This window comes from Noviluteimonas lactosilytica (genome assembly GCF_020866925.1).
Classification (GTDB): Bacteria; Pseudomonadota; Gammaproteobacteria; order Xanthomonadales; family Xanthomonadaceae; genus Noviluteimonas; species Noviluteimonas lactosilytica.
In genome coordinates, this window is the sequence record NZ_JAJGAK010000002.1 from 59,883 (window position 1) to 72,279 (window position 12,397).

Annotated in this window: 10 protein-coding genes; 2 read left to right on the forward strand and 8 right to left on the reverse strand. The window is 67.4% G+C overall.

The genetic code is table 11. The features are described 5' to 3' along the window. Nucleotide 1: 1 nt before the first annotated feature. The 4 genes from LK996_RS09460 to dapB form a co-directional block, all read right to left on the reverse strand. Nucleotides 2-1,354, reverse strand: coding sequence for a hypothetical protein (locus tag LK996_RS09460; RefSeq protein ID WP_230526940.1), 1,353 nt, complete (start codon nt 1,352-1,354; stop codon nt 2-4). Between the two features lie 28 nt (nt 1,355-1,382). After that, nucleotides 1,383-1,799, reverse strand: a complete 417-nt coding sequence (locus LK996_RS09465) for a DUF6973 domain-containing protein (protein ID WP_230526941.1) — start codon at nt 1,797-1,799, stop codon at nt 1,383-1,385. Between the two features lie 5 nt (nt 1,800-1,804). Next, the gene (carA, locus tag LK996_RS09470) at nt 1,805-2,947 is read right to left on the reverse strand and encodes a glutamine-hydrolyzing carbamoyl-phosphate synthase small subunit (protein ID WP_230526942.1); all 1,143 of its coding nucleotides are present in this window, start codon (nt 2,945-2,947) and stop codon (nt 1,805-1,807) included. Between the two features lie 168 nt (nt 2,948-3,115). Beyond that, nucleotides 3,116-3,847 carry a 4-hydroxy-tetrahydrodipicolinate reductase gene (dapB, locus tag LK996_RS09475; RefSeq protein WP_255656683.1) on the reverse strand — a complete coding sequence of 244 codons (732 nt, stop codon included), beginning with the start codon at nt 3,845-3,847 and terminating at the stop codon, nt 3,116-3,118. Between the two features lie 242 nt (nt 3,848-4,089). Between dapB and LK996_RS09480 the strand changes: the two genes are divergently transcribed. Both LK996_RS09480 and LK996_RS09485 read left to right on the forward strand, forming a co-directional pair. Continuing rightward, nucleotides 4,090-5,619 carry a tyrosinase family protein gene (locus LK996_RS09480; protein ID WP_230526943.1) on the forward strand — a complete coding sequence of 510 codons (1,530 nt, stop codon included), beginning with the start codon at nt 4,090-4,092 and terminating at the stop codon, nt 5,617-5,619. Nucleotides 5,620-5,803: 184 nt separating this feature from the next. Beyond that, on the forward strand, nt 5,804-7,309 hold the full coding sequence (locus LK996_RS09485; RefSeq protein ID WP_230526944.1) for a tyrosinase family protein: 1,506 nt from the start codon (nt 5,804-5,806) through the stop codon (nt 7,307-7,309). Between the two features lie 108 nt (nt 7,310-7,417). On the opposite strand, the gene dnaJ is transcribed toward LK996_RS09485, so the two are convergent. The 4 genes from dnaJ to hrcA form a co-directional block, all read right to left on the reverse strand. Then, the gene (gene dnaJ, locus LK996_RS09490) at nt 7,418-8,542 is read right to left on the reverse strand and encodes a molecular chaperone DnaJ (protein ID WP_230526945.1); all 1,125 of its coding nucleotides are present in this window, start codon (nt 8,540-8,542) and stop codon (nt 7,418-7,420) included. A 151-nt stretch (nt 8,543-8,693) separates the two neighbouring features. Next, nucleotides 8,694-10,613, reverse strand: a complete 1,920-nt coding sequence (gene dnaK / locus LK996_RS09495) for a molecular chaperone DnaK (RefSeq protein WP_230526946.1) — start codon at nt 10,611-10,613, stop codon at nt 8,694-8,696. 89 nt (nt 10,614-10,702) lie between these two features. After that, complete coding sequence (gene grpE / locus LK996_RS09500) at nt 10,703-11,209, reverse strand: nucleotide exchange factor GrpE (RefSeq protein WP_230526947.1); 507 nt, start codon at nt 11,207-11,209, stop codon at nt 10,703-10,705. Nucleotides 11,210-11,284: 75 nt separating this feature from the next. Continuing rightward, nucleotides 11,285-12,331 (reverse strand): heat-inducible transcriptional repressor HrcA, encoded by a 1,047-nt coding sequence (hrcA, locus tag LK996_RS09505; RefSeq protein ID WP_230527514.1) that lies wholly within the window; start codon nt 12,329-12,331, stop codon nt 11,285-11,287. Nucleotides 12,332-12,397 lie beyond the last annotated feature (66 nt).

The following is a 12,397-nucleotide window of genomic DNA, read 5'->3' on the forward strand; positions in this document are numbered from 1 at the left end:
TTCAGTTGGCCTTGGCCGCCTGCGTCGCCGGGGGTGCGACGGGCGTGTAGCGGATTTCAGTGATGCGATCGGCGGGCATGTGCAGCAGCAGCCCGCCTTCTTCCTTGTCGAGTTGCACGCTGGCCTCGTACGGGCCGACGAGTTTGACGACACCCTTGCGCACCGACCCGTAGGTGGTGGTGATGTCGACGTGGTGTCCGGTCAGCGACTGCAGCTGCGCGTAGGCGACGACCGCGCCCGCTTCGGGCAGGCCGCCGGCCGGCACCGCGGCGACGGGCGCCGGGACGACGTTGGCGACGGGAATCGCGACCGCGCCGTCGGCTGCTGCTGCGGCCGGCGCGGGCTGCACGCCGTAGTTCCAGGCGAAGTTCGCCGGCGCCTTGCCGTTGGCCGCGATCATCAGCGGGAACAACTGCATCTTCTGCATGCGCGAGAGTTCGACGAACTCGTTCGCGGTGATCTTGCGCGTGCCGGCCGTGCGCAGCTGGAGCGTGCCGCCGTTGGTCGCGAAGTCGCGGTACTGCGCGGCCGTGCCCTGCCCCAGCGACACGCCCTGCGCGCCGAGGAAGCGTCCGACCTCCTGCATGTGGTAGTCGGCGAACGCGGCTGCGGTCAGGTTGTGCTTCTTCGCGCAGTAGGCGTTGCGCTTGGCGGTGAAGCCGAGGTCGTTGAAGTCCAGCTGCACCGATTTCAGCGGCGCTTCCTCGACGTCCTGGGCGAAGTCTTCCATCTTCACCGGGCGCTTGAGTTCGAGCGCCAGTTTCATTTCCATCTCGCCGGCGCCCTCGGTGCGCAGGCGGAAGCGCGCGGTCGTCTCGGCATCGCTGACTTTCTCCAGCGCGATGCGGATCTGGCGCTGCGTGGGCACGCCCATCGCGCGCAGGTCGGTCGGCGTCAGCATTTCGGCCACGCAGCCCATCGCGTCGTACGGCAGGTTGGTGTAGTTGCCGGGCGTGTTCGGATCGGTCGCGACGTTGCGCGGATTCTCGATGCGCACGCCGACGAGGTCCGGCAGTTCCTCGGAGCTCACGAAGATCGTGCTCCAGAAGTACCAGCCGAAGCCGGGCGTTTCGACCACGACGCGGTCGGCCTTGAACGTGATGCTGTTCTCGCCGGTCGGATCGAACATCGTCATGCTGACGTCCTCGATGCCGACTTCGCCCTTGAGGTTGAAGAAGCTGTTCTTCGATTCGATCTCACCGCCGGTTTCCATTTCGACGACGAGCATGGCCGCTTCGGTCCAGAGCTTCGCCTGCAGCGAAAGCGCGGCCCAGAAGCACAGGAACGCGATCGGCGCTGCGTACACGAATCGCTTCCACATCGGCATTGCGGCGAACGTCTTCCAAGCTTGCACGGGTCTTCTCCCTTAGACGGCGTGGCGGTCAGTACATCCGGTCCAGCCACCGCTCGCGCGGCAGCCAGGTGATCGTGTCGGCGTCCGCGGTGTTCACGGCGCCTGCTTGCACGGCATGCAGGACGCGGTCCTGCATCTCTCCCCAACTCGTTGCATGCGCGCCGATCTGCGCACCGATACGATTGTTGTGCGCGTCCATCGCGCGCATGTCGCTGCCGATGCCGTCGCGCTCCATCACGCGCGTCACGAGCGCGACCAGCCGCGGCGACGCGGTGTAGGCGACCGTCGCGCTGGCGAGCGAGTGGCGGTACGCGTCCGACGGTCCGTTGCGTCCCCCCGGCAGGTCGGCGCTGAACCACTGCGCATAGACGGTGCCGAGCACGAAGGCCGGATACGCCGCGAGCACGAGGCCGGTCGCGGCGATCAGGCGGATGCGTCGGCTCACGCGCTTCACTTCGCGCGCGCCTCCATGGCTTCGATGAACCGGTCGAACAGCGGCGCGACGTCGTGCGGACCGGGGCTCGCTTCCGGATGGCCCTGGAACGAGAACGCGGGCGCGTCGGTGAGCGCGATGCCCTGGTTCGAACCGTCGAACAGCGAGCGATGCGTGACGCGCGCGTTCTTCGGCAGCGTCGCTTCGTCGACGGCGAAGCCGTGGTTCTGCGAGGTGATCATCACGCGGCCGGTGTCGAGGTCGATGACCGGGTGGTTCGCGCCGTGGTGGCCGAACTTCATCTTCTGCGTCTGCGCGCCGACCGCCAGGCCGAGCAACTGGTGACCGAGGCAGATGCCGTAGGTCGGGAGCTTCCTGTCGACGAAGGTCTTGATCGCTTCGATCGCGTAGTCGCACGGCGCCGGATCGCCCGGGCCGTTGGACAGGAACACGCCATCGGGCTGCATCGCGAGCACCTGGTCGGCCGGCGTCTGCGCCGGCACGACGGTCACGTCGCAGCCGCGCTCGGCGAGCATGCGCAGGATGTTGGCCTTCACGCCGAAGTCGTAGGCGACGACCTTGAACTTCGACGGCGTGTCGACGAATGCGTTGCGATCCAGGTCGAGCTGGCCTTCTCGCCACGCGTACGGCGTCTGGGTGGTGACTTCCTTCGCCAGGTCCATGCCCTTGAGGCCAGGGAACTTGCGGGCGGCTTCGACGGCCTTCGCGGGGTCGAGCTCTTCGTCCGGCGAGCTCGCGGCGAGCAGCGCGCCGTTCATGGCGCCGCGGTCGCGCAGCATGCGGGTGAGCTTGCGCGTGTCGATGTCGGCGATCGCGACGACGCCGCGCGCGCGCATCCACTCGGGCAGCGGCACCTGGTTGCGCCAGTTGCTCGGGCGGCGCGGGATGTCGCGCACGATCAGGCCGGCGGACCAGACCTGGCGCGCTTCGTCGTCCTGTTCGGTGCAGCCGGTGTTGCCGATGTGCGGATACGTCAGCGTGACGATCTGGCGCGCGTAGGAGGGGTCCGTGAGGATCTCCTGGTAGCCGGTCATCGCGGTGTTGAACACCACTTCGCCGACGGCCAGGCCGGGCGCGCCGACGGAAACGCCCTCGAAGATCGTTCCGTCTTCGAGCGCGAGGAGTGCAGGTAGGGTCACGGGCTTCGCCTTGTCGGGGGGATTGCCCCTGTCCGCGCCCCGCTGGAAGCGGGTTGCAGCAAAGCGCGGACGCGGCGTGGTTTCCGGTCCGAGCTGTCAGGTAGCAGGCGAGCCGGGATTGTACCGGTGCGGGACGCCTTCGACAAACGATGGCGTATCGCCGCCGCGTCAGCCGAGCAGGTCGCCGATCCGGTAACGGCCCGGCGCGCGGCCCGCGAGCCAGCCGGCCGCATGCAGCGCACCGCGGGCGAAGATGTCGCGGTTGGTGGCGCGGTGGACGAGCTCGATGCGTTCGCCGAGCGTGGCGAACTGCACCGTGTGCTCGCCGACGATGTCGCCGGCGCGGATCGCCGCATAGCGCGCCTGCGCCCCGCCCTTCCCCGCGGATTCGCCCAGCGTGAGCGCGGTGCCCGACGGCGCGTCGAGCTTGCGCACGTGGTGCTGCTCGACGATGTCGCACTCCCATCCCGGCAAGGCGCGCGCCGCGCGTTCGACGAGGTCGTTGAGCACGGCGACGCCGAGGCTGAAGTTCGACGCCCACAACACCGGGATGCGCAGGCCCGCGGCTTCGATCGCGTTGCGTTGTTCGTCCGACAAACCGGTCGTGCCGCTCACCAGCGCGCAGCCGTGCGCGAGGCAATGCGCGAGCACCGCGTCGAACGCTTCGGCCAGGCTGAAGTCGACGACGACGTCGCACGCGGGCGTGCCCGCCAACTCGCTCGCGGCGAACTGCGGCACGCCGTCGATCACGCGTTGACCGACGCTGCGCGACACCGCGCCGACCACGTCGAAACGCCTGGGCTGCTCTGCAGCCAGCCGCAGCAATGCCTGCCCCATGCGTCCGTTCGCGCCGTGGATGAGCAGGCGCACAGGTGAAGTCGATGTCAACGCGTCGTCCATGCGATGAGGCTAGCCGAACTCGTGCGTGCGCGCCATTCAAGAACGTTGATTCGTTCTTCACACCTGCGCCCGCAGGACCGTTGATCCCGCAAACGCGCGATCGCGCCGTTACATCCGTGATGGCGTGACCTGATTCGCGCGCTTTCTTCGCTTGGGGATGCGAAGGGCGTCCGTTCGAAACGTCGGGCCTGCAAGGCCGAACGTGAGGCGCTCCTCATCGCAATCGCCGTCGGAGAACCCCCATGATTTCGCTGTCCCGCCGCCGCTTCCTGCAAGGAGCCAGCGCGATGCCGCTGGCGTTGTGGCTGTCGAAGAACGCCATCGCGCAATCCACCTCGCTCGTGCGTTACGACATCGCCTCCTCCGCAGGCCAGGACATGCTGGCGACCTACGCCAACGCCATGCGCGCGATGCTCGCGCGCCCCGAATCCGATCCGCTGAGCTGGATGTGGCAGTGGTACACGCACTTCGTGCGTACCGGCACCACCAAGGCCAACGAGATCACCCGCATCTTCGGTTCCACTTCGTCGCCGCGGAAGACGCTCGCGACATCGATGTGGAATACCTGCCAATCCCACGCCGGGCAGAACTACAACCACTTCCTGCCGTGGCACCGCATGTTCCTGTTCTTCTACGAACAGGTCATCCGCGAAGTCAGCGGTCGCGCCGACTTCACGCTGCCCTACTGGGACTACACGTCCGCCGATCCGGCCAAGCGCGGCATCCTCCCGCCGCAGTTCCGCATGCCGGGCGATCCGATGTGGGGCACGCTGTATCGCAGCGATCGCCTCGCGCTCGCCAACAGCGGACAGCGCATCGACCTCAACCAGCCGACCGACCAGATGGACATCACCGCCACGATGGCGTCGGCGTCCTACAGCAACGTCGGCACCGTGCTCGGCTTCTGCCGTTCGATCGACGCCAACATCCACGGTCGCATCCACGTGCTGACCGGCAACAGCAGCAACATGGGTTCGATCCCGAACTCCGCGCGCGATCCGTTGTTCTGGGTGCACCACGCGAACATCGACCGACTGTGGGCGAGCTGGAACGCGAACTTCGGCGGCCTGAACCCGACCACGGGCACGTGGCTGAACACACAGTTCACGTTCTCCGATCGCCTGGGCCAGCCGGTGACCGGTCGCCTGCGCGATTTCCTGAGCACGTCCACGCTCGGTTACGGTTACGACGTCCTGGTCGCGCCGCCGGCGCCAAAGAAGAAGCGCACGTCGTCCTCGTCGACGCTGACTGCAGCGCAATCGACGACGCAGCGCCTCGCCTCGCTGAAGGCCAGCGAGCCCGAGCGCGTGGCCTCCGCCACGACCACCGCGAAGATGGGCACGTCCGCCACGCGCGTCACCGTCGAGCGGCTGTCGGCCGCGAAGCAGGTCGCGCCCGTGCTCGGCCTCGCGCCGGCGGACGCGCCGCAGCGCACGTACCTGGTGTTGACCAACCTGCACACGTGGAAGCAACCGGAAGTGCTCTACCACGTGTACCTGGGTCCGGTGCGCGGGAGTGCGCTGAACAAGAACACCTACGTCGGCGCGATCAACTTCTTCGACGCGGAGTTCCACGACCACGGCACCAGCCACCAGCTGGACGAAGCCCTCGGCCCGAACTTCTACAGCTTCGACGTCACCGAGTTGCTGCGTCGCTTCGAGCGCGGCGGCACGGTGGCGCGCGATGCGCTTCAGGTGACGTTCGTACCCGGCGGGAAAGCGCGCGCTGACGCGGGCGCGATGGTCGCCACGGTCGAACTCGTTCGCCAATGACGCGTCGTCAGCGACATGAAGGCGATGTCGAGTACCGGCATCGCCTCGCCGCTTTGACCCCGCCGTCACTTGGTCACCCCCCACCCTGTCGACACTTTTGCAGCGCGCTTGCATTGCGCTGCGTCGCCGAACCAGCACGACATGGATGCCGCGCAGACGGCATTGCAGCCGGAGGAACCCCCACGTGACCCAGATCAATCGACGCACCCTGCTGAAGGGCATCGCCGCCGCTCCGTTCGTCTACGCCGTCGCGCCGCGCGCATTCGCCGCAGCGGGTCCGCGCGCCGACATCGCAACGCCCGCGGGCGAAGAAATGCTCGCCATCTACGCCGACGCCGTGCGCAAGATGAGAGCGCTCGCGCCCGAGAACCCTCTGAGCTGGACGTGGTGGTGGTACCAGCACTTCACCGACGGCAAGACCAGCAAGAACGCGGAGATCACGCGCATCTTCGGCAGCACGCCGTCGACCATGCGCACGTACGCCACGGAGATGTGGAACACCTGCCAGCCGCACTCGGGGCAGAACCCGCACTTCTTCCTGCCGTGGCACCGCATGTACACGTACTACCTGGAGCGCGTCGTACGCGCGGTCACCGGGCGCGCGGACTTCTCGATGCCGTACTGGCATTACTGCTCCGACGATCCGGCGCAGCGCGGCATCCTCCCCGTGCAGTTCCGCCTGCCCGACGATCCCGTGTGGGGCGTGCTGTACAAGCCGAACCGCCGCGCGATCGCCAACGCGGGCCAGCCGATCCAGATGAACGAACCATCGGATCCGATGGACATCACCTCGATCATGACGAAGGAGCGCTACGAGAACTTCGGCGCCGAAATCGGCTTCTGCCGCGCGATGGACTCGGGCATCCACGGCCGCATCCACGTGCTGACCGGCACCTCCGTCGGCATGGGCGGCGTTCCCTACGCGGCGGACGATCCGATCTTCGCCCTGCATCACGCCACGGTCGATCGCATGTGGGCGAGCTGGAACCGCAACGGCGGCAAGAACCCCACCGATACCGTCGCCTTCCCGTGGCTCAACACGCAATTCCCGATGCTGCGCGAGAACGGCACGCGCGTCGCGCTGCGCAGCACGCAGCTGTGGAGCATCCAGACGATGGGCTACGCGTACGACTCGTACGTGCCGCGGCCCGTCGTGGCGCCGACCGGCACGACGTCGACCACGACGCTGGCGAAGGTCGCTGCGCAATCGCCGCTGTCGACCAAGGTCGCGGCCTCCGATGCGATGGCGACGCTCGGCGCCGGCGCGACGACCGTGCGCATGCTGCGCGTGGCGAACGCGAAGCAGACCGAAGTGCTCGGCCTGGACACCGACAACCGCCGCACGTTCCTGGTGATGCGCAAGCTGCACGCGTGGAAGCAGCCGGGCGTGCTGTACCACGTGTACCTGTGCCCGTCGCCGAACGCGCCGCTGGAAGCGTCGTCCTACGTCGGCAACATCAACTTCTTCGACGCCGAATTCCACGACCACGGCGGCGCCAACAGCAAGCTCGACAGCGCGCTCGGCGAGAACTTCTACAGCTGGGACGTCACGAAGCACCTGGAGAACATCGCCAAGCGCAAGCTCGGAAGCTCGGCGCGCGAGATGCTGTTCGTGAAGGTGGTGCCGGGCGGAAAGGCCGATGCGAACGCGAAGCCGATGATCGCGCAGATGGAACTGGTGCGGCAGTAAGAAGCAAAAACAGCGGCAAAAAAGGGGGTCAGAGTACTATTTCGTGAGCGAAATAGTACTCTGACCCCCTTTTTTGCCCCCTTTTTTGCCCTTTTTGCCTTTCCATCCTCAATTCGTCATGCGGTCCCAGAAGCCTTTCACGCCATCCAGGAACGTGCTCGCCTTCGGCGAGTGACGACGCGCGCCTTCGCCGACGAACGTGGATTCGAACTTCTCCAGCAACTCGCGCTGCTCCTGCGTGAGGTTGACCGGCGTTTCGACGACGGCCTTGCAGTACAGGTCGCCCGGCGCGCGGCTGCGCACCGAACGCACGCCGCGGTCGCGCAGGCGGAACACCTTGCCGCTCTGGGTTTCGGCGGGGATGCGCAGTTCGAGGTCGCCGTGCAGCGTCGGCACGCGGATGGTGTCGCCGAGCGCGGCCTGCGAGATGCGCAGCGGCACTTCGCAATGCAGGTCGTCGCCGTCGCGTTCGAAGATGTCGTGCGGACGCACGCGCACTTCCACGAACAGGTCGCCCGGCGGCGTGCCCGGCGGACCGGCTTCGCCTTCGCCGGACAGGCGGATGCGGTCGCCGTTGTCGACGCCCGCGGGGATCTTCACCGAGAGGACCTTCTCTTCCTCCAGGCGCCCCTGCCCCATGCACGGCTTGCACGGATTGGGGATGGTCTTGCCGCGACCGGCACAATGCGGGCAGGTCTGCTGCATCTGGAAGATGCCGCGCTGCATGCGCACCTGGCCGCGACCGTGGCAGGTCGCGCAATCTTCGAGCACGCCGTCGGCCGAGCCCGTGCTGTTGCAATGGTGGCAACCGACGAGCGTCGGCACTTCGATGCGCTTGTCGATGCCCGCGACGGCTTCCTCGAGATCGAGTTCCATCACGTAGCCGATGTCGGCGCCGCGGCGAGGACCGCCACGCGCACCGCCACCGAAGATGTTGCCGAAGATGTCGCCGAAGATATCGCCCATGTCGGCGTAACCGGCACCGCCGGCGCCGCCGCCCATGCCGTGCTCGAACGCGGCATGCCCGTGCTGGTCGTAGGCGCGGCGCTTGGCCGGTTCCGACAGCACTTCGTAGGCTTCCTTGCACTCCTTGAACGCGGCTTCCGCGGCGTGGTCGCCGGGATTGCGGTCGGGGTGGTGCTTCATCGCGCAGCGGCGATAGGCCTTCTTCAGGTCTTCTTCGCTGGCGTCGCGGGCCACGCCCAGGACTTCGTAGTAGTCGCGCTTGCTCATGGAGCCGTGATCGGTGGTTCGTCGTTCGTGGAGGGAAAAAGCCGCGGCACCTTACACGCAAAAGGTGATTGGGACCCGAAACGGTCGTGGGGGTTGCCCGTTCCGCATCGCCAATCACCCTTCACGTAAACGCCTGTCTACGTCGTCCGGCTTACTTCTTGTCGTCTTCCTTGACCTCGGTGAACTCCGCATCGACGACGTCGTCGTTGCGGGGCGCACCACCGCCCTGCGGGCCGGCATCGCCGCCCGGGCCACCGCCGCCGGCCGCCGCGGCGAGCGACTGCGCGGCTTCTTCCAGCGCGCGGGTCTTCGCTTCGATCTGGCCCTTGTCGTCGCCCTTCATCGCGGTCTCCAGGTCCGACAGCGCGCCTTCGACGCGACCGATCACATCGCCGCCGACCTTGCTGCCGTGCTCGGTGATCGCCGTGCGCACCGAGTGGATCAGCGCGTCGGCGTGGTTGCGGGCCTGCACGAGCTCATGGAACTTCTTGTCGTCTTCGCGATGCGCTTCGGCGTCCTGCACCATCCGCTGGATCTCGTCGTCCGACAGGCCCGAGCCGGCCTTGATCTCGACCTTCTGCTCCTTGCCCGTCTTCTTGTCCTTCGCATGCACGTGCAGGATGCCGTTGGCGTCGATGTCGAAGGAGACTTCGATCTGCGGCATGCCGCGCGGCGCGGCGTCGATGCCGGCGAGGTCGAAGCGCGCGAGCGACTTGTTGAAGCGCGCCTGCTCGCGTTCGCCCTGCAGCACGTGCACGGTCACCGCGGACTGGTTGTCTTCGGCCGTGGAGAACGTCTGCGAGGCCTTGGTCGGGATCGTGGTGTTCTTCTCGATGATCTTGGTGAACACGCCGCCGAGCGTTTCGATGCCGAGCGACAGCGGGGTCACGTCGAGCAGCAGCACGTCCTTGACGTCGCCGGCGAGCACGCCGCCCTGGATCGCCGCGCCGAGCGCGACGGCTTCATCGGGGTTGACGTCCTTGCGCGGTTCCTTGCCGAAGAACTCGCCCACCGCCTGCTGCACCTTCGGCATGCGGGTCTGGCCGCCGACGAGGATGACTTCGCTGATTTCGCTGGCGCGCAGGCCGGCGTCGTTCAGCGCGATGCGGCACGGTTCGATGGTCTTCTTGACGAGATCGTCGACCAGCGCTTCGAGCTTGGCGCGCGTGAGCTTGATGTTGAGGTGCTTCGGGCCGGAGGCATCGGCCGTCACGTACGGCAGGTTCACTTCGGTCTGCTGCGCCGAGGACAGTTCGATCTTCGCGCGCTCGGCGGCGTCCTTCAGGCGCTGCAGCGCGAGCGGATCCTTGCGCAGGTCGATGCCCTGGTCCTTGAGGAATTCCTCGACGAGGTAATCGATGACGCGCTTGTCGAAGTCTTCGCCGCCGAGGAACGTGTCGCCATTGGTCGACAGCACTTCGACCTGCATTTCGCCGTCGACGGAGGCGATCTCGATGATCGACACGTCGAACGTGCCGCCGCCGAGGTCGTAGACCGCGACCTTGCGGTCGCCTCCCTTCTTGTCCATGCCGTAGGCCAGCGCGGCCGCGGTCGGCTCGTTGATGATGCGCTTGACGTCCAGGCCCGCGATGCGGCCCGCGTCCTTCGTCGCCTGGCGCTGGCTGTCGTTGAAGTAGGCCGGCACGGTGATGACCGCTTCGGTCACCGGCTCGCCGAGGTAGGCCTCGGCCGTCTTCTTCATCTTTTCGAGCACGCGCGCGGAGATCTCCTGCGGCGCGAGCTTCTTGCCGTCGGCGGTCGCGACCCACGCATCGCCGTTCTCGTGTTCGACGATCTGGTACGGCACCAGGTCGATGTCCTTCTGGACCTCGGCGTCCTTGAACTTGCGGCCGATGAGGCGCTTCACCGCGAAGAACGTGTTCTTCGGGTTGGTGACCGCCTGGCGCTTGGCCGAGGCGCCCACGAGGACTTCGGCGTCCTTGGTGTAGGCCACGATCGACGGCGTGGTGCGATCGCCCTCGCTGTTCTCGATGACGCGCGCCTTGCCGCCTTCCATGATCGCCACGCACGAGTTGGTCGTGCCGAGGTCGATGCCGATGATCTTGCCCATGTCGCTCCCTCCGGAAACTTTGAATGTCTGGGCGGCCACGTGCCGCCGGAATGCATGCGATGTAAGGGCCGTCGCGCGCCCTTCAAGGCTCAGTCGTGCCGTGCGACCACGACCAGCGCCGGGCGCAACAACCTCTCGTTCAGCACGTAGCCCTTCTGGAAGACCTGCGCCACCGAGCCCGGCGGCAACGCGCCGGGGTCGACCATGCTCATGGCCTGGTGGCGTTCGGGGTCGAAGGTGTCGCCCGGTTGCGGTGCCACCTCGACCAGGCCGTTGGCCTCGGCGATGCGGTGCAACTGGCGCAGCGTCAGCTCCATGCCTTCGCGCAGCGGGTCGGCCTTCTCGGCCGCGGCCAGGCCGGCCTCCATGCTGTCGAACAGCGGGAGCAGTTCGCTGAGCAGGCGCTCGTTGGCGAACTTGCGGGCCTGCTCCACGTCGCGGGCCAGGCGCTTGCGCTGGTTGTCGAGGTCGGCGCGCTCGCGCAGCTGCTCGGCGCGGAGCTGCTCGAGTTCGGCCTTCAGGGCTTCGATCTGGTCCTGCGGCGACAACTCGCCGTCGAGGGCAGCATCCGTGTCCTGCGGGGTTTCCTGGATCATGCGTTCGGTCCGTTTGGCGGCTTCCTCGCCGCCCGAACCCCTCTCGTGCGGTCGCGCCGCGGCCGTTTCAACCCCTCAGGTCGAATCCAGCGCCTGGCCGAGGACCCCCGCGGCCGCCTGCACGACCGGGATCACGCGGTCGTAGGCCATGCGGGTGGGCCCGATCACGCCCAGCACGCCGAGCACGCGGCCGCCGGCCGTGTACGGCGCGGTGACCAGCGAGACCGACTCGAGCGGCGCGATGCCCGTCTCTTCGCCGATGAAGATGCGCACGCCCGGGGCCTGCGCGGTGCGTTCGAGCAACTGCAGGATCTCGCGCTTGCGGGCGAAGGCCTCGAAGAGTTCGCGCAGGCGGTCGAGGTCCGACAGCTCCTGCAAGCCCATCAGTCGCGTCTGGCCGGCGAGCACGACATCGTCGCCACCGCCGGGCGCGAGCGCCTGTTCGGCGAGTTCGACGGTGTGCGCGAGCAGGGTTTCCATCTCGTCGCGCGCCGCGCGCAATTCGTGCAGCAAGGTCGCGCGGATCTCCTGCAACGGGCGGCCGGCGAAGTGCTGGTTGAGGTAGTTGGCGACGCGTTCGAGTTCGCTCGCATCGAACGGGCGACGCGTGTGGAGGATGCGGTTCTGCACGTCGTTGTCGGCGAACACGAGGATCGCCAGCACGCGGTTGCCGTCGAGCGCGACGAAGTCGATGTGGCGGAACGCGAACTGCTCGCGCCGCGGCACGCCCACGACACCGACGAAATGCGTCATCGCCGACAGCAGTTCCGACGCGCTCCCGAGCAAGGCCTGCGTCCCCGACCCCGCCGGCAACTCCTGCCGCAAGCGCGCGAGTTCGGTGTCGGGCAACGGCCGCACTTGCAGCAGCGAGTCGACGAACACGCGATATCCCTGCGTCGTCGGCACGCGCCCGGCGGAGGTGTGCGGCGACGTGAGCAGGCCGCCTTCCTCCAGGTCGGCGAGGATGTTGCGGATCGTCGCCGGGCTGATGTCGAGCCCCGCGTGGCGCGCGAGCGTCTGCGAACCGACCGGCTCGCCGTCGCGGATGTAGCGCGCGATCAGCGTGCGCAGCAACTGGCGTGCGCGCGGGTCGAGTTCGGGGTCGGGCGGACGATGGACCATGCCGGCGGTATAAGCCCGTCGCGCCGTCATGCGCAACCCGTCTCTTCGTGCGAGACGCCTGAACGT